This window comes from Microbacterium sp. F2 (assembly GCF_052274505.1).
Lineage (GTDB): Bacteria > Actinomycetota > Actinomycetes > Actinomycetales > Microbacteriaceae > Microbacterium.
Window position 1 is genome coordinate 1 of the sequence record NZ_JBNVBV010000008.1, and the last position, 25,980, is coordinate 25,980.

A 25,980-nucleotide genomic window follows, 5' to 3' on the forward strand; every position below is an offset into this window, starting at 1 on the left:
CACACAGGCAAGCTTCGCGCTCAAACTATGTGAGGCACCGGCCACCCCCACACGCTCAAAGAAGCTGAGGCACGTCGTCCACTCGACATCCGCCCACCAAATCCGACTATCCTGGGGAGCCTGAGGAGGCACCCGTGGAACACAATGCGCCCGCTGAACCCGACGAGATCCGTCGTGCCTCCGGAGACCCCGGAGCCGCGGTTCCGGGTGGTCGAGGGGCGGATACGACGGCTTCGTTCGGACACGATTCCGACCTGTCTTTCGTGCCGTTCGGCAGTGAACTGACCGAAATCGAGCTCGAGGCTATCGACGCGCTCCCCTCGGGATCGGCGCTTATGATCGTCCGATCGGGCCCCACCGCCGGTGCCCGCTACCTGCTGGATGCCGACGTGACGACGATCGGCCGCCACCCCGAGGCGGATATCTTCTTCGATGACGTAACGGTCTCGCGACGTCACGCCGAGATCACCCGCTCCGGTACGACCTTCGAGCTGGTCGATCAGCGCTCGCTCAACGGCACATACGTCAACGGCGAGCGCGTGGATCGTGCTGTCTTGACGAACGGCTCGGAAGCGCGCGTGGGCAAGTTCCGGTTGAACTTCTTCGTCTCCCCGGCCGACCTCGAGCCCCCGGCGGATCAGTGATGGCGGGGGTTCCCGCCCGTGATCGCGCCTCGTCCCCGGGGCTTTTGAGCATCGGTCAAGTTCTCGCGCGCCTTGCTCCGGAGTTTCCCGGGCTGAGTTCGAGCAAGCTGCGTTTCCTCGAGGTGCAGGGAATCGTCACTCCGACCCGCACCGAGTCGGGATACCGCAAGTTCGCTCCCGCGGATGTCGAGCGGCTGCGGCTTGCTCTCACGCTGCAGCGCGATCACTATCTGCCGCTGCACGTCATCCGGGCGTACCTCGATGATGTGGATGCCGGTCGTGACCCCGTCACCCCGATCCCCGCGCCGCCGACCTCCATCGTTGCTGCCCCGCGGCGTTACCGGCGCGACGAGTTGCTCTCTGCCGCCGGAGCAGCGCCGCAACTCCTCAATGACGCGATCAGCACCGGCATCATCACCGCCGCGGAGCACTACGCCGAGCAGACAGTGGCTCTGCTTCGGTGCCTCGTGGCCCTCGACCGTCACGGCATCGAGCCGCGTCACATCCGTACTCTCCGCCAGAGCGCCGAGCGTGACGCAGCCCTCGTCGAATCTGCGGTTGCGCCCCTCGCACGCCGAACCGACGCGACCTCGCGAGGCAGAGCCGAGGAACTCGCGCCCGAACTCGCGCGTCGCCTGGAAGAAGTACGCTCGATTTTCCTGCGCTCAGCCCTCGAGCGATTCCTCTCGTAGTGCGACACGCCGAGACGCGACGGCCGGATGTCGTTGCCCGAGCCTCTCGGCTGATCTAGCGTTGACATGTCCGATCGAACTGGGGAGGTTGCCATGACGGCACGCGAGGCGGAATCGACGCCCAGCCTGACGGCAGACCTCTTGTTCACCGACGGCCTTCCGGCCCTCGATGACGAGGTGGGCTACCGCGGAGCCGTCGCTGCGCGAGCTGCGGGCATCACGTATCGGCAGCTGGACTACTGGGCTCGCACGGAACTCGTCGAGCCGACAGTACGGGGAGCATCCGGTTCCGGGTCGCAGCGTCTCTACGGCTTCCGCGACATCCTCGTGCTCAAGCTCGTCAAGCGCCTGCTCGACACCGGCATATCGCTGCAGCAGATCCGCACCGCCGTCGAGCAGCTGCGCGCGGCCGGCATCCGTGATCTTGCCGGCACCACGCTTATGAGCGATGGCGCCTCGGTCTACCTGTGCACGTCGAACGATGAGGTCATCGACCTTGTCAGCCGCGGTCAGGGTGTGTTCGGCATCGCCGTCGGCAAGGTGTGGCGTGAGGTCGAGTCGACGCTCGTCGAGTTCGACCCGCAGGCACCGGATGTCGTCGACGAGCTTTCCGCCCGGCGCGCCGCACGCTCAGCCTGAGCGACCGTTCGCCGACGTCCCGGCCTTTGCCGCTGCATCCGCTCTGCCATTCGCGAGACTGCAACGTGCCCGCGAGACTGCGCGCTTGGGACGCACTGTGGCGGGCACGTTGCAGTTTCGTTGAGAGCGGTCTCCGCGGGAGCAGTGCTTCGGTGTGATCAGGAAGCGGCGGCGTCGGGGGAGGGAATCCGACCCGTGCGCATGACGCGGTCCAGGATGGCGTCGAAATCCGCCGCAAGCTCTTGCGCCGAGTCGCCGGGCCAGATGTGGAGCGGCTTTGCCGCACCCTGAGCCTGCTGCAGCGACGTGCGCTCGGGAAGCTGGGGCGAGAGCACAAGCGGGCCGAACATCTCGCGCAGTTCTTTGATGCGGAACTGGTGCTCGATCGACTGCGGGCGGACGCGGTTCACGACGATGCCCAGCGGCTGTAGTCGGGGGGAGAGGCCGCGGCGGATCTCTTCGATCGCACGCAGTGCCCGGTCGGCGGCCGCCACCGAGAACAGACCCGGCTCGGTGATGACGATGACGCGATCGCTTGCTGCCCACGCCGTGCGCGTGAGGGCGTTCAGCGAGGGAGCGCAGTCGATGAGGACGAGGTCGTAATCGGCCTCGATCGTCGCGAGCGCCTCCTCGAGCTTCCACACGTCGCGCACACTCGGATGCGGGCCGTCGAAGTTGATCGCCGAAGGCGACCCGATCATGACATCGATCGTGCCGGGGTGGACCTTCGCCCACCCGCTGGCGGTGATCGCCTGACGGACGACCTTCTCTTTCGGATTGGCCAGGACGTCGGCGACGTTGAGCTTTCCCGCGACCTGGATATCCATGCCGGTGGAGACATCCGACTGGGGGTCGAGGTCCACCACGAGGGTGCGGACACCTCGGGCGAAGGCGGCGGAGGCAAGCCCCAGCGTGACAGTGGTCTTGCCGACACCACCCTTGAGCGAGCTCACCGACAGTACGTGCACGAGGCTCTACGTTACCGTCCCCTAGGCTGGGTGCACACTCAGGCAGGCCCCGTCACCAACAGCGAGGTGTGATGTTTCGCAAGATCCTGGTAGCAAACCGTGGCGAGATCGCGATTCGAGCCTTTCGTGCGGCGGTCGAACTGGGAGCTCGCACCGTCGCTGTCTATCCGTATGAGGATCGCTACTCGCTGCACCGGTTGAAGGCCGACGAGGCCTACCAGATCGGGGAGCGGGGACATCCGGTACGGGCGTACCTGGATGTCGACGAGATCATCCGCGTCGCACGCGAAAGCGGTGCCGACGCGATCTACCCCGGGTACGGCTTCCTCTCCGAGAACCCGGACCTCGCCGAGAAGGCTGCGGCAGCCGGCATTACCTTCATCGGGCCTCCCGCCGCCGTCCTCGAGATGGCCGGCAACAAAGTCACCGCGAAGCAGCACGCCGTGAGCGCCGGGGTCCCCGTGCTGAGGTCGACGGATGCCTCGGACGACGTTGACGCGCTCGTGGCCCAGTCCGCCGACATCGGCTTCCCGATCTTCGTCAAGGCCGTCGCCGGTGGTGGCGGGCGCGGGATGCGCCGGGTCGAGACCCCCGACGAGTTGCCGCCCGCTCTGGCCGAGGCGATGCGCGAGGCCGGCAGCGCTTTCGGAGACGCGCGCGTCTTCCTCGAGCAGGCCGTGCAGCGTCCCCGCCACGTCGAGGTGCAGATCCTGGCCGACAAGACCGGGCACACGGTGCACCTATTCGAACGGGACTGCTCGGTGCAGCGCCGTCACCAGAAGGTGATCGAGATCGCCCCCGCGCCGAACCTCGACCCGACCGTTCGCGACGACCTTCACCGCTACGCCGTCGCCTTCGCCGAATCGATCGGGTACGAGAACGCGGGCACTGTCGAGTTCCTGCTCGAGACCGCGGGCCCGCGCACGGGTGAGGTCGTCTTCATCGAGATGAACCCCCGCATCCAGGTCGAGCACACCGTGACCGAAGAGGTCACGGATGTCGACCTCGTCCAGTCCCAGATGCTGATCGCCTCGGGCACGAGCCTGGAGGAGCTGGGGCTTCAGCAGGAGCGGATCCGTCTTCGGGGCGCCGCCCTGCAGTGCCGGATCACGACCGAAGACCCCACGCAGGGTTTCCGCCCCGACACCGGCAAGATCACGACTTACCGATCGCCGGGTGGTGCCGGCATCCGCCTGGATGGCGGCACGACTGCGGCCGGCTCGCAGATCAGCCCGCACTTCGACTCGATGCTCGCCAAGCTCACCTGCCGCGGGCGCGACTTCGGCGCCGCCGTGCTGCGGGCCCGGCGCGCGCTGGCCGAGTTCCGCATCCGCGGGGTCTCGACCAACATCCCGTTCCTGCAGGCGGTGCTCGAAGACCCTGCCTTCCTCGTCGGAGACCTCTCGACCTCGTTCATCGACGAGCGCCCCGAGCTGCTGCGCGGACGCGAGTCCAAGGACCGCGGATCCAAGATGCTGAACTGGCTGGTCGACGTCACCGTCAACCGCCCCAACGGCGAGAACCCGCTGACGGTCACTCCCGCGCTGAAGCTCCCCACGATCGATCTGACGCAGGAGCCGCCCGCCGGTTCGCGCCAGCGCTTGCTCGAAGTGGGCCCGGAGGGCTTCGCGCGCGCCCTGCGCGAACAGACCCCGCTCGCGGTCACCGAGACCACCTTCCGTGATGCGCATCAGTCGCTTCTTGCCACGCGGGTGCGCACGAAAGACCTCGTCGCCGTGGCCCCTTACGTCGCTCGGCTCACACCCGAGCTGCTCTCGGTCGAAGCGTGGGGCGGCGCCACCTACGATGTCGCACTGCGTTTCCTCGGCGAGGACCCCTGGGAGCGTCTCGACCGGCTCCGCGAGGCCCTGCCGAACGTTGCGATCCAGATGCTCCTTCGCGGGCGGAACACGGTGGGCTACACGCCGTACCCGACCGAGGTGACGGATGCGTTCGTCGCCGAGGCCGCCGCCAGCGGCGTCGACATCTTCCGCATCTTCGACGCCCTCAACGACGTGTCTCAGATGCGTCCCGCGATCGATAGCGTGCTGGCAACCGGAACGGCTGTCGCCGAGGTCGCGATGTGTTACACCGGCGACCTGCTCAGCCCCGCTGAGGACCTCTACACCCTCGACTACTACCTGCGGCTGGCCGATCAGATCGTCGAGTCCGGTGCGCACATCCTCGCGATCAAGGACATGGCGGGACTGTTGCGGCCGGCGGCGGCATCCGCGCTCGTCAGCGCGCTGCGCGAGCGGTTCGATCTGCCCGTGCACGTCCACACCCACGACACCGCCGGCGGGCAGCTCGCGACGCTCCTGGCGGCATCGGCTGCCGGTGCGGATGCCGTCGATGTGGCAGCCGCACCGATGGCGGGAACCACGAGCCAGCCGTCCCTGTCGGCGCTCGTGGCTGCCCTTGCCAACACCGACCGGGACACCGGAATCGACCTGGCGGCGGCATCCGATCTGGAACCGTACTGGGAGGCCGTGCGGCACCTGTACCGCCCGTTCGAGTCCGGTCTTCCGGGCCCGACCGGCCGGGTCTATCGGCACGAGATCCCCGGCGGGCAGCTCTCGAACCTGCGCCAGCAGGCGATCGCGCTGGGACTTGCCGAGGACTTCGAACTCATCGAAGACCTGTACGCAGCAGCCAACGACATCCTGGGGCGCGTTCCCAAGGTGACCCCGTCGTCGAAGGTGGTCGGCGATCTGGCGCTTCACCTCGCCGCCGTCAAGGCTGACCCCGCCGACTTCGCGGCGAACCCCGAACGCTACGACATCCCGGACTCGGTCGTCGGCTTCATGGCCGGTGAACTTGGGGATCTTCCGGGTGGCTGGCCCGAGCCGTTCCGCTCGAAGGTGCTGCAGGGGCGTGAGCACCACGTCGGATCGGCGTCGCTGGGCGCCGAGGATGCCGAGAAGCTCGCCGGGTCATCCACTGAGCGCCGCACGACACTCAATCGGCTGCTGTTCCCGGCGCCGACCAAGGAGTTCGAGCGCATTCGCGACACGTTCGGCGATCTCAGCGTGCTCGACACCGTCGACTATCTCTACGGGCTCGAGCACGGGGCAGAACACGTCGTCGAGATCGAGCGCGGCGTGCAGCTGTTCGTGGGGCTGGAAGCGATTGGTGAGGCCGACGAGAAGGGCATGCGAACGGTCATGACCACGCTCAACGGTCAGCTTCGCCCCGTCTTCGTGCGCGACCGCAGCATCGCGGTCGAGGCCCGTCAGGCCGAGAAAGCCGACACCTCGAAGCCCGGCCAGGTTGCTGCACCGTTCGCGGGTGTCGTGACCCTGAAGATCGCCGAGGGCGACCGGGTTTCCGCGGGTCAGCCGGTGGCGTCGATCGAGGCGATGAAGATGGAGGCAGCCATCACTTCGCCGGTCGACGGCGTCGTCGAACGCCTCGTGATCGGGTCGCCGCAGCAGGTCGACGCTGGGGATCTTTTGCTCGTCGTGCGACCCGCCGGATAGCCTGAGGGGTGGCGCATCGCCGCCACAACGACGGCAGGGAGAGCACGTGGCAGATCGATCGGACCCGGAACGGGCGGAGACCGAAGAGCACGGCATCCTCGACGAGGAGCGCGTCGACACCTCCGGAATCTTCCTCGGCGGGTCGACCGCGCAGGTCGATGTGACCCTTCCGGTGCCCGCAGATGACGACGACGCCATCGACGAGGACTTCGACGAGACGGCGGGGCAGGGGCGCATCGCGGCAGCCCTCGGCACCGCCGTCCACACCGACACAGCGGAAGCCGAGATCATCGACGACGTCGAGGACACCGCGGCGGAGCAGACCGATACCGACACCCACGACGCAGGTATCGAGGATGCCGTGGAGGACGCACTGGAGGACGCCGTGGCAGCCCACGAATCCGAGCCCGCAGCCCCCACCAACCGGATCGCCGTTCCCGTGGCTCAGCCCGTTCGCGCGGTGGAGCAGTCGCCGGCGGCCTTCGACGTGACGCTCGCCTCGAAGCGGCTGGGCGAACTGGAGGTCAGTCGGGAGGGGGCAGATGTGCTCACCGCCGACCGGCTTCTGGATCCGCACCACGTCGCGAAGGTCGAACCCGAAGGATTCTGGCAGAGCGTGCTGTACCGGGCATCCGGCACTTTGATCAACGTCGGCGACAGCAAGAAGGCCCGTGAGCGCAAGGAACTGACTCGGCGCATCGCTGCGCCGCTGCCGGGCGGCGCACGCTTCGTGCCCGTCCTCAGCCGCAAGGGCGGAGTCGGCAAGACCACCGTGACGACGCTTCTCGGGATGGCGCTCGCTGATGCACGCGACGACCGCGTCGTGGCTGTGGATGCGAACCCCGACCGCGGCACGCTCGCTGAGCGCATCGCCCGCACCAGCGGCAAGACGATCCGCGATCTGGTGCGCATCAAGGACGAGGTCGTCGGTTACAACGACCTTTCGACGATCGTCGCGCGCGACGAGACGCGCCTTGACGTCCTCGCCTCGGATGCCGACCCGCGCGTCTCGGAGGCTTTCGGTGACGACGACTACCGCGCCGCTGCCGAGGTGGCCGCGCACTACTACTCGGTCGTGCTCACCGACACCGGAACCGGCATCGTCCACTCGGTGATGTCAGCAACCCTCGAACGTGCCGACTCGCTGGTGGTGGTGGCAGGCCTCAGCATCGACGAGGCGCGCCTGGCATCCGAGACCCTGACGTGGCTCGAGACCAACGGTTACGGCGATCGCGTCCGCAACGCCGTCGTCGTGCTCAACACGACGCGCCCCGGTTCGCCGCTTGTGCGGGCCGACGAGGTCGAGGCCCACTTCCGCACGCGCGTTCGCTCCGTCATCCGGATGCCGTACGACTCCCACATCGCTTCGGGAGCCGCGATCGGCTTCCACGAGATCCACCCGGCGACCCGGGAAGCTGCCCGTCAGCTGGCCGCAGCGGTCGTTGAGTCGCTGCGCGTTCCGGCGACGGTCTGAGGCTCGTATGGCAGTTCGTCCCATCCGGGTGTTCGGTGACCCCGTCCTGAAGTCCCCGAGCGCCCCGATCGAGCAGATCGACGAGGGCACCAAGGCTCTGGTCGTCGACCTGCTCGACACTGTCGCCCTGCCGGGGCGCGCGGGTGTGGCCGCCCCCCAGATCGGCGTGGGCGTGCGGGCGTTCAGCTACAACGTGGACGGCGAGATCGGGTATGTCCTGAATCCCGTGCTCGTCTCGGTGTCGGGGGAGCCCGAGTTCGTGGGTGAGGGATGCCTTTCGGTGCCGGGCCTGTGGCACGACACGCTGCGCTATCCGCACGCTGTCGTTCACGGCATCGATCTCGATGGCAATCCCGTGGTGCTCGAGGGTGAGGGACTCATGGCTCAGGCGCTGCAGCACGAGACCGATCACCTCGACGGGACGCTCTACCTCGACCGGCTGGACCCCGCGCGTCGCAAGCAAGCGATGCGCGAGGTCCGCGAGTCGGACTGGTTCTAGTCCCGCCAGAGGGTGGTGTCGGTCAGGACAGCGACAGGTTCGAGGTCGAGACCGGCACCGAGTACAGCTCCTCGATGTGGTCGCCGAAGTCGGCCATGATCACGTTGCGCTTGATGCTCATCTTCGGCGTCAGGTGACCGCTGGCCTCGGTCCACTCCGTGGGCAGGATGACGAACTTGCGGATCGACTCGGCGCGCGAGACGAACGCGTTGGCGACATCGATGGCCTTCTGCACCTCGGCGCGAACAGCCTCGTTCGAGGCCGCGTCGTCGAGGGACATGTCGGCCGGGAGCCCATTGTTGGCAAGCCACGTCGGCAGCATCTCGGGATCGAGAGTCACCAGCGCCGAGATGAACGGCTTCTGGTCGCCGACCACGACCACCTGCCCAACGATGGGGTTTGCCCGGATGGGGTCTTCGAGCGCGGCAGGGGCGACGTTCTTGCCGCCGGCCGTGACGATGATCTCCTTCTTGCGGCCGGTGATCCGCAGGAACCCGTCCTTGTCGAAGGCGCCGATGTCGCCGGTCTTGAACCACTCGCCGTCGAAGGCCGCGGCGGTCGCCTCGGGATTGCGCCAGTACTCCTGGAACACGTCGATGCCGCGGACTTCGATCTCGCCGTCCTCCGCGATCCGCACACCGACGCCCGGAAGCACCGGTCCGACAGTCCCGATCCGAGACTTTCCGGGCAGGTTGACCGTCGCGGGAGCCGTCGTCTCGGTCAGGCCGTAGCCCTCGAGGATGTCGACGCCGATACTGTGGAAGAAGTGGCCGAGACGCTCACCCAGGGGAGCAGACCCCGACACGGCGTACTCGATGCGACCGCCCATTGCCTCCCGAAGCTTGGAGTAGACGAGCTTGTCGAACAGGCGGAACTTCAGGCCCATCATGAACGGCACCCGACGTCCTTCCTGGACGTACTTGGAGTGCTCGATCGCCGTGTGGGCCGCCGTGCGGAAGATCTTGCCCTTGCCGCCGGCTTCTGCCTTCTGCTCGGCGGAGTTGTAGACCTTCTCGAACACGCGCGGCACTGCCAGAAGGTAACTGGGCTTGAAGGAGCCGAGCGCCGGAAGCAGCTGCTTCGTGTCGGGCTGGTGGCCGGTCTTGACGCCCGCGTGGACGTTGAGGATCGAGATGAATCGGGCGAAGACGTGTGCTGTCGTGATGAACAACAGCGTCGACGCGCCGGGCTTGGCGACGACCTCCTTCAGCGCCTCCGCCGAGTTGCGAGAGAGCTCGACGAAGTTGCTGTGCGTCAGCACGCAGCCCTTCGGGCGCCCGGTCGAACCGGAGGTGTAGATCAGCGTCGCGATATCGGCACCCACGGCAATCGAACGGCGGCGCTCGATCTCTTCGTCAGTGACTGACTTTCCCTGCTCGACGAGTGCGTCGAGGTCGCCCTTGTGCATCGCCCACGTGGAACGGACGTTGGGCAGTTCGGCGAGTGCCTCCTGCAACCGGGCCTCGTGATCGGCCGACTCGCAGATGCAGGCGACGGCGCCCGAATCCGAGAGGTTCCAGGCGATCTGGGTGGGGGAGCTGGTCTCGTAGATCGGGACCATGACGGCTCCCGCGAAGAAGATCGCGAAGTCGACCAGTGTCCACTCGTAGGTCGTGCGCGCGATGAAGCCGATCTTGTCGCCGGGCTCGATGCCACCGGCAACCAGACCCTTCGCGAGCGCGACCACCTGGTTCAGGAAATCGGATGCGGTGATATCACGCCATCCGCTGCCGTCGGGAACGGCGAACAGCGCCAACTGTGGCGTCTTCTTCACCCGTTCCACGAGCAGATCGGTGATGTTGGCCTGCGGGTCGGGGGCCACGACCGCGGGGGTATCGAACTGAACCACGGCAACTCCTTCGGTACCGGTGAAAAGCGGATCGGTTGACCGCCAATGCTACCGGATGAGACTCGATCTCAGGTGAAGTGACACCACGTTCCACCCGGATACTGCTTGTTCTTGCCGGGTTCGCCCGTGGTCTCAGCACGAGAGTACGGCGTGACTAGACTTCAGAGGCGTCGGCGACGGGGAAAGGAGCGTGCGAGCGGTGTTCTACTGGCTCATGAAGTACGTGGTCATCGGCCCCATCGTCAAGGCGATCTTCCGCCCCTGGATCGTTGGTCGCCGCAACATCCCCAAGACCGGGGCCGCGATCCTCGCAAGCAACCACCTGTCGTTCGCGGACTCGATCTTCCTTCCCCTGATGATCGACCGGCCCGTGACGTTCCTCGCCAAGAGCGACTACTTCACCGGCAAGGGCATCAAGGGCTGGGCGACCCGGGTCTTCTTCAAGGCGACGGGGCAGTTGCCGATCGACCGCTCCGGCGGAAAGGCATCCGAGGCATCCCTCAACACGGGGCTTCAGGTTCTCGGCCGGGGAGACCTTCTCGGGATCTACCCGGAGGGCACCCGCAGCCCCGACGGACAGCTCTATCGCGGACGCACGGGCATCGCCCGGATGGCGCTCGAGGCGCGCGTGCCGGTCGTGCCGTGCGTCATGGTCGACACCGACACGATGATGCCGATCGGCCAGCGGGTTCCGAACGTCGTGCGCGTCGGCGTCGTCATCGGCGAACCCCTCGATTTCTCCCGCTTCCACGGGATGGAGGGGGACCGCTACATCCTCCGCTCCATCACCGACGAGATCATGGTCGCGTTGCAGCGGCTGGGGGAACAGAAGTACGACGATGTGTACGCGTCGACGGTCAAGAACCGGGCCGCCCCGCCGCGCTCTGAGGCAGTTCCCGCCCCGATAGACTGAGCGGATGCTCCTCAAGACCGACCCGCTCGACCACTGGCGCACGCTCCCGATCAAGCAGCAGCCGTCGTGGTATGCGCCGGAGGCCGCCGCCGAGATATCGGCTGAGCTCGCGACACTCCCGCCGCTCGTCTTCGCCGGCGAGGTCGACATCCTTCGCGAGAAGCTCGGGCGCGCCGCCGCCGGGCAGGCGTTCCTGCTGCAGGGCGGAGACTGCGCCGAGACCTTCGCGGGTGCGACTGCCGAGCAGATCCGCAACCGCATCAAGACCGTGCTGCAGATGGCAGTCGTCTTGACCTACGGCGCCTCGATGCCTGTCGTCAAGATGGGACGCATGGCCGGGCAGTTCGCCAAGCCCCGCTCGTCGGACACCGAAACCCGCGGAGACGTCACCCTTCCCGCGTACCGCGGCGACATCGTCAACGGCTACGACTTCACCGAAGCTTCGCGGCGAGCGGACCCGGCACGGATGCTGAAGGCGTACCACACTGCAGCATCGACGCTGAACCTCATCCGTGCGTTCACGCAGGGTGGGTTCGCCGACCTGCGTGAGGTGCACAGCTGGAACAAGGGCTTCGCGCAGAACCCCGCGAACCAGCGCTACGAGCGCCTGGCGACCGAGATCGACCGCGCCATCAAGTTCATGGAAGCCGCGGGCGCCGACTTCGACGAACTGCGACGCGTCGAGTTCTACACCGGGCACGAGGGCCTGCTCATGGACTACGAGCGCCCGATGACCCGGATCGACTCCCGCACCGGAACGCCGTACAACACGTCGAGCCACTTCCTGTGGATCGGGGAGCGCACCCGCGAACTCGACGGTGCGCACGTCGACTACTTCTCGCGCATCCGCAACCCCATCGGGGTCAAGCTCGGGCCCGCGACGACTCCCGAGACGGCTCTCGCGCTCATCGACAAGCTCGATCCCGAGCGCGAACCCGGTCGCCTCACCTTCATCACCCGCATGGGCGCGGGCAAGATCCGTGACGCGCTCCCGCCGCTGCTGGAGGCCGTCAAGGCATCCGGTGCGATGCCGCTCTGGGTCACCGATCCGATGCACGGTAACGGGATCACGTCGCAGACCGGCTACAAGACGCGCCGGTTCGATGACGTGGTCGACGAGGTTCGCGGATTCTTCGAGGCGCACCGCGCTGTCGGCACCTTCCCCGGCGGCATCCACGTCGAACTGACGGGTGACGACGTCACCGAGTGCCTGGGTGGCTCGGAGAAGATCGACGACGCCGGCCTCGCGACGCGGTACGAGTCGCTGTGCGATCCGCGACTGAACCACATGCAGTCGCTCGAGCTGGCGTTCCTCGTGGCTGAGGAGCTGGAGAAGCGCTGAGGAACGCGAGAAGCGCCAAAGCGCGCTCGGACGTCCCTGCGGCGTCAGTAGCTCCTGCGAAGGTCAGGGGAGCGTGACCCTAGAGCGACGCCGCGATCCGGATCGACACCTCAGTGCCCTTCGGGGCCTGTTTGTCGGACTTCGGTGACTGTGACTCGACCTTTGTGAACGCGTCGGGGAACTCATCCCACCGCTCGTCGTACGACACCGTGAATCCCGCGGCCTCGATCGCCCGCTTGGCGGCATCCCGCGTCATGCCGACCACGTCGGGGATGGGGAAGACCGGTCGACCCTTCGAGACGATGAGTGTGACGGTGTCGCTGGGTCGCCATGATCCACCGTCGGGGTGGGGCGCAATGCCGATGACGCGTCCCTCCTGGATCGTCTCGCTGTACTCTTCCTGCGAGTCGGCGGCCACCGACAGGCCGACGTCTGAGAGCGCCGCCGTTGCCTCGGTGATGCTCATGCCGCTCACGTCGGGAACGGGGCCCAGCGAGATGGTCAGCGTGACGGTATCGCCCTCGAAGACGGTGCATCCGTTCGTGCAGTCCTGCGGGTCTCCGCCCAGGCGTGGAGTCACAGAAAGCGCGACAACCGTCCCAGCCGTGGCGTCGGTGAACACCTCGGCGTCTGGTTCGGTGATGATCAGCTGATAGCCGGACAGCATGGTGCGGGCATCCGAGCCGGGCTGGCCCACGACCGAGGGAAGGTCATGCTGCGCGGGTCCGAGCGACACGATCACTCGCACTGTCGACTCCTTGTCGACGCGGTCGCCGGCCGGGGGATCGGTACGGATGACCAGACCCTCGTCGACCTCGAGACTGTTCTCGCCTGCCTGCTCGGGAACGAGGTTCTGGGCTTCTATCGCCGCAGCCGCGGCCTCGTAGTCCAGTCCCGCGACGGCGGGCACGGAAACCTGGGATCCGGGCCCCGACCCGAACCACCACCCGATTCCCGCGGCGAGGGCAGCCACAAGGATGACGACGGTGACGATCCAGGCTGTGCGCGCACCCTGACGGTTCGCGGATCGCCGCAGGCGTGCCGCGTTGTCGACCTCGGCATGCACAGTCGTCGCACCGGTGGTAGCGGGAAGGACCTTGGTCAGCTCGCTGGGATCGTCGCGATCGATCATCCCGGAGGTTGCTGCCGTGACGACCTGCGGTGAGATGCCGAGGCTGCGCTCGATCTCTCGCAGCCGCTGCAGCATCTCCATCGCGTCGGCGGGGCGATCGTCGGGCTTCTTCTCCGTCGACCACAGCACGAGCTCATCCAGCTGCTCGGGAACTCCGGGGTTCTTGACGCTCGGGCGGGGGACCGAGTCGGTGGCGTGCTGGAACGCGATCTGCATCGGCTGCTCACCGCGATAGGGCTGCTCACCCGTGAGCATCTCGTAGAGCATGATGCCGAGGCTGTAGATGTCGCTCCGGGCGTCGGCGGTCCCGCGGGTGACCAGCTCGGGTGCGAGGTAGGCGATCGTGCCCATGAGCTGCGCGCCCGTTGCGGTGTTCGCGGTCGTCGCGCGCGCCAGGCCGAAGTCACCGATCTTGATGCGCCCGTCCTCGGCCAGCAGCACGTTCTCGGGCTTGACGTCGCGATGGATGATGCCGGCACGGTGGGCTGCGGCAAGACCGGAGAGCACGGCATCCATGATCGAGATCGTCTGCGGCACCGTCAGCCGCTTCTCTTCGCGAAGCAGCTCCCGCAGGGTGATGCCGGGGAGGTACTCCATCACGAGATAAGCGATCTCGCCATCGCTGCCCTGATCGAACACGTTCACGACGTGCGGGTCTGCGAGCCGCGCGGCCGCCCGGGCTTCCTGGATGAACCGGCTCTGGAAGACCGTGTCATCGCTCAGGTGCCCGTGCATGACCTTGAGGGCGACGCGGCGCTCGAGGCGTAGGTCGGTCGCGACATAGACGGTAGCCATGCCGCCACGAGCGATCCGGGCGCGCACCCGGTATCGGCCGTCGACGAGACGGCCGATCAGAGGATCGGTTTGCGCGCTGGTGCTCACGCACCGAGTCTACGGAGCGGGAGCGGCCCCGCCTGGGAGCGGCTCACAGAAGCGGATGAGCAGTATCGGGCGTCGATCGGTCGCCGCCGCGGTCGGGATGCTGCTCTTGGTGAGATCATGGCTGTCGTGACCACCCCATCTCCTGCAACTGAAACCGCTTGGCTCACGATGCCCGAACTCGTCGAGGTTCTCGGCGAACCGCTGGGTCGCGTGCGTCGACTTCTGGACGAGTCACAGCTCATTGGGTCCAAGCGCCACGGCGCGTTCGCTGTGCCCGCCGTGTTCATCGTGGACGGTCATCCGTTGCCGTCTTTGCGCGGCACGATCATCGTGCTTCACGACGCCGGCTTCTCCGACGACGAAGCGATCGACTGGATGCTTGCGCCCGAGGAGTCGATCGGCGTGGCACCCATCGAGGCGCTGCGGGCAGGGCGCAAGAGCGAGGTTCGGCGGGTAGCCCAGACGCTCGCCTAAGAGTGAGATCTGCGGTTCGCGCTCAGGTCGTGCGCACCGTCGCTGCGCGGGCAAGTTCTCGCAGCTCGCTCACGGAGCGGTTGCCCAGCGGTGCACCCGACAGTGCGCGTTCGGCAGTCCGGGTGTAGTCGAGGATGAGGTCTTCGACCCGATCCAGCGCTCCGGTCTCCCGGATCGTCTGCTGCATCGCCGCGATCTGGTCGGGTTCGAGAGACGGGTCGCCGAGCATCTCATCGAACAGACGGCGCGATCCCGGCGGGAGCCCTTCGCGCGTGTAAGCGACCAGCACCGTGCGCTTGCCTTCGCGAAGATCGTCGCCGGCGGGTTTGCCTGTCGATTCAGCGTCACCGAAGACACCCAGCACGTCATCGCGCAGCTGAAAGGCCATTCCGACCGGGTGCCCGAACGCGACCAGGGCGGCCTGCTGCGCTGCATCAGCTCCGGCGATCGCCGCACCGATGACCAGGGGCTGCTGGATGCTGTACCTGGCTGACTTCAGCGATGCCACCCGCAGCGCGCGCTCGGCGTGGCGATCGTCGGCATCCGTCACGTACGCCGACTCCTCTGCCACGTCCAAGAACTGCCCGATCGTGACTTCACGACGCATCAGTGCGAACTCCCGGCGACCGGCGGCCGCGGCTGTCGGGGCCGCCAGAGCAAGGCCCTCCTCGAGGAGGTCGTCGCTCCACGCAACCAGAAGATCGCCGAGCAGGAGCGCGCCCGACCGACCGAAGCGAGCGGAATCGCCGACCCAGCCGCGCTCGCGGTGGGCGGCTTCGAGGGCGCGGTGGGATGCCGGGCGGCCACGTCGTGTGTCGGAGTTGTCGACGATGTCGTCGTGCACGAGGGCTGCTGCGTGGAAAACCTCCAGCGCCGCCGCCACGGCCAACACGTCTTCGGTCGGCTCCGTTTCGGCGCCAGAATGCTCCCGGACCGCACACCATCCGGCAAAGCAGAACCGCGCGCGCAGCCGCTTTCCGCCGCGAACGGACTCGGCGGCAGCGCCGTGGAGGAGCAGCGCCTCATCACCGAAGAGTTCTGACTCGGCCCGCCGCGTTGCCAAGAAGTCCTCGACTCGCTGAGAAACTGCCCCGACCGGATCACTACCTATTGACACGGGCCTAGCCTAGTAATCGACGGCGCGCGTAGAATCGTGCCACCGATCCAGCCCGAGGGGGATCTCATGCCACTCTCCGAACAGGAGCAGCGTCTGCTCGACGAGATGGAGCGCCATCTCATGCGCAACGACGCGGATGTCGTTTCGGCGTCCGGCGGCGGCGGTGGTCTCTCCTACCGCAATGTCGTGTACGGCACGATCTTGGTTCTCGCCGGCATCGGCGCCCTCATCGTCGGCGTGGCACTGCAGCTGATCGTCGTCGGTGTTCTCGGATTCCTCGCCATGATCGCCGGGGTCATCGTCGCCGTTACACCGGCAAAGCGCGCCGATGGCGACCAGGTACGCACGGAGCAGGCTCCCGCTGCCAGCCGCACCAGTGCAAGCTTCATGGATCGCATGAACGAACGCTGGGACCGCCGCCAGGAAGGTCACTGACCCGAGGGCTGAAGAGCCCTCCACTCCGCTCCACGCCACAGCCCCCAACCCTTAGCTAGGCCCCCGTCGGGGCCACCGAACGCCGACCTTCGGGTCGGCGTTTCGTCGTTAATGGCTGCTATCGGGCGCCGCCAGCGCTCGCCAGCCGACGCTCCGTTCCGTCCGTCCGGCGCGCCCTCGGGGGCTTCGGGGGAGCAGTGTGCCAGGAAAGTGGTGACAAAGTGGAGGGAAGTGGAGTAAAGTGGCGTGCAACCTGGAGGGGCCGGACGAAGGGGGGTGACGCGGGATGCTGCTGGGGACTCACACTCCGAAGCTCGACGACAAAGGACGCGTCATCTTGCCGTCCAAGTTCCGCGACGATCTCGGCGCCGGCATCGTCGTGACGCGCGGACAAGAGCGCTGCCTCTATGTCTTCGCCGCTGACGAGTTCGAGCGCGTCCATGACCGCATCCGCGAAGCCCCGCTGACCAACAAGCAGGCGCGCGACTTTCTGCGCATGTTCCTGTCGGGAGCGAGTGCTGAAACTCCCGACAGCCAGAACCGCATCACCATCCCGCCGCCACTGCGGGCCTACGCCGGTCTCGAGCGCGAGCTCGTGGTCACGGGTGTCGGCGCTCACGCCGAGATCTGGGACGCGCAGGCCTGGAACGACTACCTCGAAGGAAACGAAGCGACCTACTCGGAGATGGAGCAGGAGGTGATTCCCGGCCTCTTCTGACCCTCGGTTGTGATGCCCATCTGCGGGGCCCTGACGCACTTCCCCGGCGCCAGGTCTTCAGCGGGTGGGGATCAGAGCCCAGTGGTCCGGCCCGACATCATGGACCTGCGCGACATCCACACCCCCGTCTTGCTCGAACGCTGCATCGAGCTGCTGGCTCCCGCTCTCGGCGGAGACAGCCCCGTCGTGGTAGATGCGACCCTCGGCATGGGGGGCCACACCGAGGCGCTGCTGGAACGGTTCCCGGCGCTGACGGTGATCGGTCTCGACCGCGACACCGACGCCCTGCGCATCGCCTCGGAGCGGCTCGCGCGGTTCGGTGACCGGCTGCGTCCGGTGCACACCGTGTACGACGGCATCGCCGGCGCGATTGAACGCTCCGGCTTCACCCGCGTGAACGGCATCCTGTTCGACCTCGGTGTCTCGTCGCTGCAGCTGGATGTCGCGGACCGCGGATTCGCCTACGCCCAGGACGCGCCGCTGGACATGCGGATGGACCAGTCCGGGGGAGTGACAGCCGCAACCGTGCTCGCGACCTACGGCGAAGGCGACCTGCGCCGGATCTTCGAGCGGTACGGCGAAGAGAAACTCGCTGGGCGTTACGCCCGCGCCATCATCCACGCGCGCGGCGAGCAACCCATCGAGCGGTCGGGTCAGCTCGTCGACATCCTGCAGAACGCGACTCCCGCGGCGCTGAAGAACGCCGGTCACCCCGCCAAGCGTGTGTTCCAGGCGCTGCGCATCGAGGTGAATGCGGAGCTAGCGGCGCTCGAGACCGCGCTGCCCGCCGCACTGGACGCGCTGGCGGTCGGTGGGCGCCTCGTTGTCATGTCGTATCAGTCCCTCGAGGATCGCCTGGTCAAGCGCGTGCTCGCCCAGGCGGTTCGCTCGACCGCGCCCGCGGGACTGCCCGTGGAACTCCCCGAACATGCCCCGCAGTTCCGGCTCATCGTCAAGGGCGCCGAGATGGCCTCGGACGACGAGAAGCTTCGCAACCCCCGTGCCACCCCTGTGCGCCTGCGCGCGGCCGAACGAGTGAAGGATGCCGCATGAGCGCGGATCTGCTGGCAGCCCTTGATGAGTTCGCCCCGAGTGCTCGCCCGGTCGAGACACAAGCCCCGCGGCTGCGTCCGGTGGAGCAGACCGCAGCGAGGCGCCGTCCGCGCCTCGCCTACGGGATCGTCGCGGTCCTCGGAGCCGCGGCGATCGTCGCGGCCCAGATGGTGGTGTCGATCCTCACGACGCAAGACACGTACGCGATCTCGGCCCTCACCTCGCAGCAGCGACAGCTCACCTGGGACCGGCAGATCCTCTACGACGAGGTTGCAGGTCTCAGCTCGCCGCAGTACCTCGCGGCAAACGCGTCGGCCCTCGGTATGGTCATCAGCGAAGCGCCTACCTTCCTCCGTCTCTCGGACGGAGCGCTGGTGGGAGCCTCGCAGGCCGCAGGGTGGCAGTCATCGATCGACGCCGTCGGAAGGGGAGCAGTGGCAAACGCCCTCATCACCCAGACGCCACTGGTCACCGACCCCGCCGCGACCATCGAAGGAACTCCCGTCGAGGTCACGGACGAGACCGGTCAATCGGTTATCCCGCCCGCGCTCACCGACGGCCTGCCGACCCCCACGACACGATGACCGGACGCAGCACACGAAGCCCACGGCGCCGCACCGTCGTCGCCATGTTCGTTGTTCTGGCAGTCATCGGTGCTTTCGTCATCCGTCTTGTCGACATCCAGGTCGTCAATGCCAAGGAGCACATCGAGCAGTCCCTGGAACTGGGGCTGTCGAGCTCGCAGGAGACATACGGAACCCGCGGTGCGATCGTCGACGAGAACGGCGCGACCCTTGCCGGCAGCATCGTGCTCTACGACGCGCAGCTCGATCCGAAACTCGTCGGCCCGATCGACCGTGAGATCGACGGCGAGGACGTCAAGGTTCCGTGGGAGACGATCTCAGCTGAGATCGGCGCCGTCACGGGTCAGAGCGCCGAAGAGATTCAGGCGATCGTCGCTGCCGCCCTCGCGGAGAACCCCGACAGTCGATACGCGATGCTCACGCGGGGCCTCACGACGGCGCAGTACCGGGAACTCGCGGATATGAAGATCCCGTACCTCGCGATGTTCCCGCACCCGGCGCGCACGTACCCCGACGGCGCGGTCGGCGGTAACCTCGTCGGCTTTGTGGGGTCCGATGGCACGGCGCTCGCTGGGCTGGAGTCCTCCCAGAACGGATGCCTCGCCTCGACCGACGGCGAGATTCGGTATCAGCGCGGCGGTGACGGCGTCATCATCCCCGGGACGATGACCGAGATACCCGCCATCGACGGGGGGACGCTGCAACTGACGATCAACCGTGACCTGCAGTGGTATCTGCAGCAACTGATCGCCGAGCAGACGCAGAACACCGGGGCGCTGAACGGCTCGATCTTCGTCGTCGAGGTCAAGACCGGTGCGATCCGTGCGGCAGCCGAGTACCCGACCGTCGACCCCAACGCTCCGACAGTCGTTGACGAGTCCGATCGCGCAAGCCGGATCTTCCGCAACACCTTCGAGCCGGGCTCGACGTTCAAGGCGCTCTCGGCAGCGATGCTCGTCGACTCAGGTACCGCGAACCCCTTCTCGGTGGTCCGCGTGCCCTTCCGCCAGACCTTCGACAACGGTGCGAGCGTTCGTGACGATCTTCCCCACCCGGACTACGACTACACGCTCAACGGTGTGCTCGTGAACTCGTCGAACGTCGGTATCTCCACGTTCGCCGGGATGATGAGCGACCAGGCTCGCTACGACTACCTCACGAGATTCGGGATCGGGCAGGGCACTGACGTCGACTTCCTTGGAGAAGCGAACGGCCTCGTTCGCGACCCCGGCCAGTGGGACAACCAGACGAAGTACAACACCTCCTACGGCCAGGGTTTGACGACCACGGTTCCGGAGCTGGCGAACGCCTACCAGGCGATCGCAAACGGCGGCCTGAAGCTGCCGCTTCGGCTGGTGGAGTCGTGCACTGCTGCTGATGGCACCGTGACCACCCCCGAGAACGGCGAGCCCACGCAGGTGATCAGTCCCGAGGCCGCCCGCCAGGTGACCGACATGCTCGAGAACGTCGCCACGAAGGGGTCGGTCTCTGAGAAGGTCGGCATCGCCGGATACCGGATCGCGCTCAAGACCGGAACCGCTGAGAAGGTCGATCCGGGCGCGGGGACGTACAAGGTCGGTTCGTACTTCACGACGATCGCGGGCTTCGCCCCCGCCGACGATCCCCAGTACGTCGTCGTGGTGACACTCGATGAGCCGACCACGATAAAGTCGTCTAGTGCCAACGCTCCGGCGTTCCGCGAGGCGATGACCCAGGTGCTCAAGACCTACCGAATCATGCCTTCGAACTCCGCCTCACCCGATCTCCCGACATTCGGCTGATCTCGACGGCACGCCTCCTGCGCATGATCAGTCTGACTCTGTCCCGAATCGCCGATGTCCTCGGCGGAACCCTCGTCCTCCGCGGCGCCGACTCCGCTGACACGGTGGTTTCGGGCACCGTCGACACCGACTCTCGACTGATCGGCCCCGGCGACATCTTCGTCGCCAAACCGGGCGAGCACGCTGACGGCCACGACTTCGTTGCCGCCGCGATCGAGCGGGGTGCGGTGCTCGCCATCGTCGAGCGACCGCTGGATGCCGCCATCACCCAGATCGTGGTGCCGGGGGCTGTGCATGCCCTGGCAGACCTCGCCCGCTTCGTTGTGGGCGAGGTGCGGGCACGCGGTGCCCTTCGGATCGTCGGGATCACCGGCTCGAACGGCAAGACGACGACGAAGAACATGATGGCGCGCATCCTCGAGGCCGAGGATGAGACCGTAGCGCCGCAGGCATCCTTCAACAACGAAGTCGGTGCGCCGCTGACGATGCTCCGGATCACCGAACGAACCCGCTATCTCGTCAGCGAGTTCGGCGCCAGTGCACCGGGAGAGATCGCGCGTCTTGCCGGTCTCGTCCACCCCGACATCGGGGTCGTCCTCATGGTCGGGATGGCGCACGCCGGCGGGTTCGGCGGCATCGAGTCGACCTTCGTCGAGAAGTCGCAGCTGATCCACGCCGTCCGGCCCGGGGGCGTGGCAGTGCTGAACGCGGATGACCCGCGCGTGGCAGCGATGGCCGGTATCGCCACCGAACGCGGCGCGACAGTCCGTTGGTTCGGGCGAGGCTCGGCAGCGGATGTGCGGGCCGAGGACGTGGAGGTCACGCCCGAGGGAACGCGATTCCGTGCCGTCATCGACGGCGACGAGTTTCCGGTCGTTCTGCGCGTGCTCGGCGAGCACCACGTCATGAATGCGCTGGCCGCGATTGCTGCGGCGACAAGTCTCGGCATCCGTCCCGAAGCCTGCATCGAGCGGCTCCAGGCGATGGAGTTGGCAGAGCGGTGGCGGATGCAGCCGATGGGCTCGGAGCGCGTGCGCATCATCAACGATGCTTACAACGCGAGTCCGGACTCCATGGCCGCAGCGCTTCGCACTCTCGCGCAGATCACTGCGCCCGATCAGCGCACTGTCGCCGTTCTCGGCGCGATGAGCGAACTCGGCGAGTACGCGGGGGAGGAGCACGACCGCGTCGGTCTTCTCGCGGTGCGGCTGCGCATCCAACGGATCGTCGTCATCGGCTCTGCTGCGCGCCGGCTTTACCTCTCGGCGATCAGCGAGGGGTCGTGGGATGGCGAGGCAGTCTTCTTCGAGACAGCTGACGAAGCGTACGACTACCTGATGTCCGAGCTGCGTGAGGGTGATCGGGTGCTCGTGAAATCGTCCAACTCCGCGGGCCTCCGGCACCTCGGCGACCGTCTGGGAGAATCCTTCTCGTGAGATCCCTCCTGATGGCGTCGGCGATCGCCCTGTCGTTCTCGCTCTTTCTCACACCCGTCTTCCTGCGCTTGTTCCGCCGGTGGGGATGGGGCCAGGTCATCCGTACCCCCGACGCGGGAAACAACCCTCAGCACGAACTCAAGCGCGGTACACCCACGATGGGTGGCGTCATCTTCGTCGGGGGGACGACGATCGCGTACCTGATCGGAACCTACGCCGGCGGCAACCCGCCCACGATCTCGGGTTTCCTCGTGCTCTGGATGATGGTGGGCTTCGCGCTCGTCGGCTTCATCGACGACTACATGAAGCTGCGCAGCCAGCGAAGCCTCGGTCTGTCGGGTTGGCGCAAGATCGTCGGTCAGGTGATCGTCATCGTGCCGTGGGCGCTCGTCGCACTTCAGTTCCCGGATGCCCAGGGCCAGACCCCCGCGACGGCCTACGTTTCGGTCTTCCGCGACATCTCGGTGCTGAACTTCCTGGCGTTGCCGGTTGCGATCGGCATCCTGCTCTACATCGCCTGGATCAGTTTCATCGGCGTCGCCTGGTCCAACAGCACGAACGTCACCGACGGCCTCGACGGCCTGGCCACCGGTGTGGGTGTGTTCACGATCGGGGCGATGAGCCTGACGACGTTCTGGCAGTTCCAGCAGCGCTGCGACGGCGCAGACCTCGTGGCCGCCTACCAGCAGGCCTGCTACCAGACGAGGGACCCGCTCGACCTGACGATCATCGCGGCGACCTTCGCTGCCTCTCTGGTCGGGTTCCTATGGTGGAATGCGCCGAAGGCTCAGGTGTTCATGGGGGATGTCGGGTCGATGGCGATCGGTGGCGTGATCGCCGCGGTCTCGATCCTCTCTCACACCGAGATCCTCACGGTCCTCACCGCCGGGGCGTTCATCATCGGATCGGGTTCGGTCATCCTGCAGCGGATCTATTTCAAGCTCACCCGCGGCAAACGTCTGTTCCTCATGAGCCCCTTCCACCACCATCTCGAGATGCGCGGGTGGTCGGAGACCAACATCGTCATCAGGATGTGGATCATCGCCGCGGGACTGGCAGTCACCGGCGTCGGCTTCTTCTACGTTGAATGGCTCGCGCGCACATGACCGGTGAATCCTCCCGGCTGGATGGACTGACCAGCTGGCACGCCGACTGGCGCGGCCTGCGGGTTGCCGTCTTCGGCCTCTCGGTGACCGGCTTCTCGGTGGCCGACACGCTGGCAGAACTCGGCGCGGAGGTTCTCGTTCTCGCCGAATCCGCCGACCCGGCCTATGAGCGCCTGCTACCCGTCATCGGGGTGCGGTCATCGATGGGGTCGCTCAGCACGCCGCCCGCCGAGCTCGTGGACTTCGCTCCCGAGGTCGTGATCGCCTCGCCCGGCTTCAGCCCGACGCACCCGCTCGTGCGCTGGACGCTTGAGAGCGGCATCCCGCTGTGGGGAGACATCGAGCTCGCGTGGCGCGTGCGCGACAAGGTAGTCCGCGCCGGCGGCGCTCCCGCCGACTGGGTGCTGATCACCGGCACCAACGGAAAGACGACAACCACGGGCCTTGCCGCCACGATGATGGTGGCAGGGGGTCTGCGGGCAGTCCCGTGCGGAAACATCGGCACGCCGATCCTGGATGCCGTCCGTGATCCGTCGGGCTTCGACGTCCTCGTCGTGGAACTGTCCAGCCACCAGCTCTGGTACCTCAGCCTGCAGTCCTCGCCGGAACCGGTTTCGCCGCACGCTGCGGTCTGTCTGAACCTCGCCGACGACCACCTCGAATGGCATGGATCCTTCGAGGCGTATCGCGACGCGAAGGCGCAGGTGTACAACCACACCCGCGTCGCCTGCGTCTACAACAAGGCCGACCTCGCGACGCGCGAGATGGTCGAAGAAGCCGATGTCATCGAGGGAGCGCGAGCGATCGGGTTCGACCTCGGCGTTCCCGGTCCGAGCGACCTCGGCGTGGTCGACGGCATCGTCGTGGACCGCGCGTTCCTTGTCGAGCGGCGCACCAGCGCTCTCGAGCTCACGACGATCGACGAGCTTCGAGAGCTCGGCCTCGCGGCCCCACACGTCGTTGCCAACATCCTTGCTGCCAGTGCGCTGGCCCGTTCGCTCGACGTACCGCCCGAGGCCATAGCCACTGCACTGCGCGAGTTCCGGCTGGACCCCCACCGGATGGAGATCGTTGCGACAGTCGCCGGTGTCACGTGGGTGGATGACTCGAAGGCGACCAACCCGCACGCTGCGGCATCCTCGCTTGCCGCCTACCCCGGATCGATCTGGATCGTGGGGGGACTGCTCAAGGGCGTCGACATCACCACGCTCGTCTCGACGCGGGGGCGTCTGGCAAAGGCAGCGATCGTGATCGGTGACCAGCGCGATGCCGTTCGGGCGGCGTTCGAGCGACACGCGCCCGACGTTCCGCTGCACGAGGTCATTGCCGATGAGACTGGGGACGTCATGGCGCAGGTCGTAGACCTGGCGATCGGACTCGTGGCCGAGGGGGATGTCGTCCTCCTCGCACCGGCCGCGGCATCCTTCGACCAGTTCGCCTCCTACGCGGATCGCGGTGAGAAGTTCGCTGCGGCGGTCAGGCAGCGAGTGGGAAGGGGCGAACATGGCGACACCGACGCCGATCCGTCCGCTCCCGCAGGAGCCTGACGAGCCGACGCCCAAGCGCGGGCTTGCTGCCCGCGTCTCTCTCGGATCGCTGTTCCGCCCGGTTGCCGGTGAGTTTCTGCTCATCTCATCCACGGCAGTCCTGCTGACGATCTTCGGTCTCGTGATGGTGCTCTCGGCCACCAGCGCAACGGCGACCGCGGCGGGTCAGGCTCCGTACGATGCGGTCATCAAGCAGGCGGTGTTCGCCGCGATCGGCCTGCCGCTCATGTTCATCGCGAGCCGACTGCCAGTGAGCTTCTGGAAGCGGATCGCGTGGCCCGCGCTGATCGTCACCACCGCCTTCCAGCTCCTCGTGTTCACGCCCCTCGGCGTCGAGGATGGCGGAAACCGAAACTGGATCCTCATCGCTGGCATTCAGGCTCAGCCCTCGGAGTTTCTGAAACTCGCGCTGGCCCTCTGGCTCGGCTTCATCCTGTACCGAAAGCGCACGCTGCTCGGCGACTGGCGGCACGTCTTCATCCCGGTGGTGCCGGTGGCCGCCGCCGTGATCGCGACGGTTCTGGCCGGGCACGATCTCGGAACGGCGATGGTGCTGTTCCTGCTCGCCCTCGGCGCCCTTTTCTTCTCCGGTGTGAAGCTGCGGGTGTTCGTCATCCCGCTGTTGCTGGCGATCGTGGCAGTCGCGGCGCTGGCGGTCACGAGCCCGAACCGCATGGAGCGCATCCTCAGCGTCTTCAACACCGACTGCACCGCCGATTACCTCAGCACCTGCTACCAGCCGCTGCACGGTATCTGGGGACTGGCCGGCGGCGGCATTTTCGGCCTCGGACTTGGGAACTCGAAAGAGAAGTACGAGTGGCTGCCCGCGGCATCCAGCGACTACATCTTCGCCATCGTCGGTGAAGAGCTCGGCCTCATCGGCGCGATCGTCGTGCTCGGGCTGTTCGCGATCTACGCGATCGGCGCTTTCCACATCATCCGCAAGACCGACGACACCTTCGTGCGGATCGTTGCCGGCGCGATCACCGTATGGATCGTCGGTCAGGCGCTCATCAACATCGGCGTCGTGCTGCGGCTGTTCCCGCCGCTCGGTGTCCCCTTACCGTTCATGTCTCAGGGTGGCACGTCGCTGGTGTCGGTGCTCGTTGCGACCGGGGTTCTGCTGGCGTTCGCTCGGACGATTCCGGTGACCGCGAGGCCGGCGCCCCGGTCGGCCGCTCGCCGCTGAGGTCGCCGCCCGCAGCTATTCGGCGGG

22 protein-coding genes are annotated in these 25,980 nt (G+C 66.9%); 18 read left to right on the forward strand and 4 right to left on the reverse strand.

All coding sequences use genetic code 11. The annotated features are described in order from the left end of the window. The first annotated feature begins 167 nt into the window (after positions 1-167). The 3 genes from ACQVDU_RS12990 to ACQVDU_RS13000 all read left to right on the forward strand — a co-directional run bounded on the left by ACQVDU_RS12990 (position 168) and on the right by ACQVDU_RS13000 (position 1,975). Positions 168-644 carry an FHA domain-containing protein gene (locus ACQVDU_RS12990; protein WP_300593960.1) on the forward strand — a complete coding sequence of 159 codons (477 nt, stop codon included), beginning with the start codon at positions 168-170 and terminating at the stop codon, positions 642-644. Continuing rightward, entirely contained in the window at positions 644-1,336 is a 693-nt protein-coding gene (gene ftsR, locus ACQVDU_RS12995; protein WP_331791094.1) for a transcriptional regulator FtsR, read from the forward strand. The genes ACQVDU_RS12990 and ftsR overlap by 1 nt, the downstream gene beginning before the upstream one ends. Before the next feature lie 93 nt (positions 1,337-1,429). After that, complete coding sequence (locus ACQVDU_RS13000) at positions 1,430-1,975, forward strand: MerR family transcriptional regulator (protein WP_292708342.1); 546 nt, start codon at positions 1,430-1,432, stop codon at positions 1,973-1,975. A 158-nt stretch (positions 1,976-2,133) separates the two neighbouring features. On the opposite strand, the gene ACQVDU_RS13005 is transcribed toward ACQVDU_RS13000, so the two are convergent. Further along, on the reverse strand, positions 2,134-2,943 hold the full coding sequence (locus ACQVDU_RS13005) for a ParA family protein (RefSeq protein WP_228178571.1): 810 nt from the start codon (positions 2,941-2,943) through the stop codon (positions 2,134-2,136). 71 nt (positions 2,944-3,014) lie between these two features. Between ACQVDU_RS13005 and ACQVDU_RS13010 the strand changes: the two genes are divergently transcribed. Genes ACQVDU_RS13010 through ACQVDU_RS13020 form a run of 3 tightly spaced genes read left to right on the forward strand, consistent with a single transcriptional unit; the run spans position 3,015 to position 8,395 of the window. Next, on the forward strand, positions 3,015-6,422 hold the full coding sequence (locus tag ACQVDU_RS13010) for a pyruvate carboxylase (RefSeq protein WP_331791095.1): 3,408 nt from the start codon (positions 3,015-3,017) through the stop codon (positions 6,420-6,422). 46 nt (positions 6,423-6,468) lie between these two features. Beyond that, on the forward strand, positions 6,469-7,896 hold the full coding sequence (locus ACQVDU_RS13015; protein ID WP_331791096.1) for a MinD/ParA family ATP-binding protein: 1,428 nt from the start codon (positions 6,469-6,471) through the stop codon (positions 7,894-7,896). A 7-nt stretch (positions 7,897-7,903) separates the two neighbouring features. Then, on the forward strand, positions 7,904-8,395 hold the full coding sequence (locus tag ACQVDU_RS13020; protein WP_331791097.1) for a peptide deformylase: 492 nt from the start codon (positions 7,904-7,906) through the stop codon (positions 8,393-8,395). Positions 8,396-8,417: 22 nt separating this feature from the next. Here ACQVDU_RS13020 and ACQVDU_RS13025 read toward each other — a convergent pair whose 3' ends face one another. Continuing rightward, positions 8,418-10,244, reverse strand: a complete 1,827-nt coding sequence (locus ACQVDU_RS13025) for an AMP-dependent synthetase/ligase (RefSeq protein ID WP_443477344.1) — start codon at positions 10,242-10,244, stop codon at positions 8,418-8,420. A 199-nt stretch (positions 10,245-10,443) separates the two neighbouring features. Between ACQVDU_RS13025 and ACQVDU_RS13030 the strand changes: the two genes are divergently transcribed. Next, positions 10,444-11,157: a lysophospholipid acyltransferase family protein gene (locus ACQVDU_RS13030; RefSeq protein ID WP_292800755.1), complete on the forward strand. Its 714-nt coding sequence runs from the start codon at positions 10,444-10,446 to the stop codon at positions 11,155-11,157. A gap of 4 nt (positions 11,158-11,161) precedes the next feature. Then, positions 11,162-12,499, forward strand: coding sequence for a class II 3-deoxy-7-phosphoheptulonate synthase (locus ACQVDU_RS13035; RefSeq protein WP_443477345.1), 1,338 nt, complete (start codon positions 11,162-11,164; stop codon positions 12,497-12,499). A gap of 79 nt (positions 12,500-12,578) precedes the next feature. On the opposite strand, the gene pknB is transcribed toward ACQVDU_RS13035, so the two are convergent. Then, complete coding sequence (gene pknB, locus ACQVDU_RS13040; protein WP_443477346.1) at positions 12,579-14,513, reverse strand: Stk1 family PASTA domain-containing Ser/Thr kinase; 1,935 nt, start codon at positions 14,511-14,513, stop codon at positions 12,579-12,581. 117 nt (positions 14,514-14,630) lie between these two features. On the opposite strand from pknB, the gene ACQVDU_RS13045 reads away from it, so the two are divergent. Continuing rightward, on the forward strand, positions 14,631-14,987 hold the full coding sequence (locus tag ACQVDU_RS13045; protein WP_443477347.1) for an Rv2175c family DNA-binding protein: 357 nt from the start codon (positions 14,631-14,633) through the stop codon (positions 14,985-14,987). A 22-nt stretch (positions 14,988-15,009) separates the two neighbouring features. Here the strand turns inward: ACQVDU_RS13045 and ACQVDU_RS13050 are convergent, their stop codons facing one another. Then, positions 15,010-16,104, reverse strand: coding sequence for a polyprenyl synthetase family protein (locus ACQVDU_RS13050; RefSeq protein WP_443477348.1), 1,095 nt, complete (start codon positions 16,102-16,104; stop codon positions 15,010-15,012). A 66-nt stretch (positions 16,105-16,170) separates the two neighbouring features. Between ACQVDU_RS13050 and ACQVDU_RS13055 the strand changes: the two genes are divergently transcribed. From ACQVDU_RS13055 to ftsW, 9 genes are all read left to right on the forward strand, one after another. Then, positions 16,171-16,539, forward strand: coding sequence for a DUF3040 domain-containing protein (locus ACQVDU_RS13055; RefSeq protein WP_195693595.1), 369 nt, complete (start codon positions 16,171-16,173; stop codon positions 16,537-16,539). 286 nt (positions 16,540-16,825) lie between these two features. Continuing rightward, positions 16,826-17,257, forward strand: a complete 432-nt coding sequence (gene mraZ, locus ACQVDU_RS13060; protein WP_195693596.1) for a division/cell wall cluster transcriptional repressor MraZ — start codon at positions 16,826-16,828, stop codon at positions 17,255-17,257. A gap of 99 nt (positions 17,258-17,356) precedes the next feature. After that, positions 17,357-18,310: a 16S rRNA (cytosine(1402)-N(4))-methyltransferase RsmH gene (gene rsmH, locus ACQVDU_RS13065; protein WP_443477408.1), complete on the forward strand. Its 954-nt coding sequence runs from the start codon at positions 17,357-17,359 to the stop codon at positions 18,308-18,310. Then, on the forward strand, positions 18,307-18,894 hold the full coding sequence (locus ACQVDU_RS13070) for a hypothetical protein (RefSeq protein ID WP_228178582.1): 588 nt from the start codon (positions 18,307-18,309) through the stop codon (positions 18,892-18,894). The genes rsmH and ACQVDU_RS13070 overlap by 4 nt, the downstream gene beginning before the upstream one ends. Positions 18,895-18,938: 44 nt before the next feature. Continuing rightward, on the forward strand, positions 18,939-20,675 hold the full coding sequence (locus tag ACQVDU_RS13075; RefSeq protein ID WP_228178583.1) for a peptidoglycan D,D-transpeptidase FtsI family protein: 1,737 nt from the start codon (positions 18,939-18,941) through the stop codon (positions 20,673-20,675). Positions 20,676-20,698: 23 nt separating this feature from the next. After that, positions 20,699-22,111, forward strand: coding sequence for a UDP-N-acetylmuramoyl-tripeptide--D-alanyl-D-alanine ligase (locus ACQVDU_RS13080; RefSeq protein WP_228178584.1), 1,413 nt, complete (start codon positions 20,699-20,701; stop codon positions 22,109-22,111). Beyond that, positions 22,108-23,217 (forward strand): phospho-N-acetylmuramoyl-pentapeptide-transferase, encoded by a 1,110-nt coding sequence (gene mraY, locus ACQVDU_RS13085; protein WP_228178585.1) that lies wholly within the window; start codon positions 22,108-22,110, stop codon positions 23,215-23,217. The genes ACQVDU_RS13080 and mraY overlap by 4 nt, the downstream gene beginning before the upstream one ends. Further along, entirely contained in the window at positions 23,214-24,764 is a 1,551-nt protein-coding gene (gene murD, locus ACQVDU_RS13090; protein ID WP_443477349.1) for a UDP-N-acetylmuramoyl-L-alanine--D-glutamate ligase, read from the forward strand. The genes mraY and murD overlap by 4 nt, the downstream gene beginning before the upstream one ends. Continuing rightward, the gene (gene ftsW / locus ACQVDU_RS13095; RefSeq protein ID WP_228178587.1) at positions 24,721-25,953 is read left to right on the forward strand and encodes a putative lipid II flippase FtsW; all 1,233 of its coding nucleotides are present in this window, start codon (positions 24,721-24,723) and stop codon (positions 25,951-25,953) included. The genes murD and ftsW overlap by 44 nt, the downstream gene beginning before the upstream one ends. The last annotated feature ends 27 nt before the right edge of the window (positions 25,954-25,980 follow it).

What these genes read in the sequence shown, in the direction of transcription:
- ftsR (WP_331791094.1), top strand. Translation starts at nt 644, where the DNA reads ATGGCGGGGGTTCCCGCCCGTGATCGCGCCTCGTCCCCGGGGCTTTTG.
- ACQVDU_RS13000 (WP_292708342.1), top strand. Translation starts at nt 1,430, where the DNA reads ATGACGGCACGCGAGGCGGAATCGACGCCCAGCCTGACGGCAGACCTC.
- ACQVDU_RS13010 (WP_331791095.1), top strand. Translation starts at nt 3,015, where the DNA reads ATGTTTCGCAAGATCCTGGTAGCAAACCGTGGCGAGATCGCGATTCGA.
- ACQVDU_RS13020 (WP_331791097.1), top strand. Translation starts at nt 7,904, where the DNA reads ATGGCAGTTCGTCCCATCCGGGTGTTCGGTGACCCCGTCCTGAAGTCC.
- ACQVDU_RS13035 (WP_443477345.1), top strand. Translation starts at nt 11,162, where the DNA reads ATGCTCCTCAAGACCGACCCGCTCGACCACTGGCGCACGCTCCCGATC.
- ACQVDU_RS13045 (WP_443477347.1), top strand. Translation starts at nt 14,631, where the DNA reads ATGGCTGTCGTGACCACCCCATCTCCTGCAACTGAAACCGCTTGGCTC.
- ACQVDU_RS13055 (WP_195693595.1), top strand. Translation starts at nt 16,171, where the DNA reads ATGCCACTCTCCGAACAGGAGCAGCGTCTGCTCGACGAGATGGAGCGC.
- mraZ (WP_195693596.1), top strand. Translation starts at nt 16,826, where the DNA reads ATGCTGCTGGGGACTCACACTCCGAAGCTCGACGACAAAGGACGCGTC.
- rsmH (WP_443477408.1), top strand. Translation starts at nt 17,357, where the DNA reads ATGGACCTGCGCGACATCCACACCCCCGTCTTGCTCGAACGCTGCATC.
- ACQVDU_RS13070 (WP_228178582.1), top strand. Translation starts at nt 18,307, where the DNA reads ATGAGCGCGGATCTGCTGGCAGCCCTTGATGAGTTCGCCCCGAGTGCT.
- ACQVDU_RS13075 (WP_228178583.1), top strand. Translation starts at nt 18,939, where the DNA reads ATGTTCGTTGTTCTGGCAGTCATCGGTGCTTTCGTCATCCGTCTTGTC.
- ACQVDU_RS13080 (WP_228178584.1), top strand. Translation starts at nt 20,699, where the DNA reads ATGATCAGTCTGACTCTGTCCCGAATCGCCGATGTCCTCGGCGGAACC.
- murD (WP_443477349.1), top strand. Translation starts at nt 23,214, where the DNA reads ATGACCGGTGAATCCTCCCGGCTGGATGGACTGACCAGCTGGCACGCC.
- ftsW (WP_228178587.1), top strand. Translation starts at nt 24,721, where the DNA reads ATGGCGACACCGACGCCGATCCGTCCGCTCCCGCAGGAGCCTGACGAG.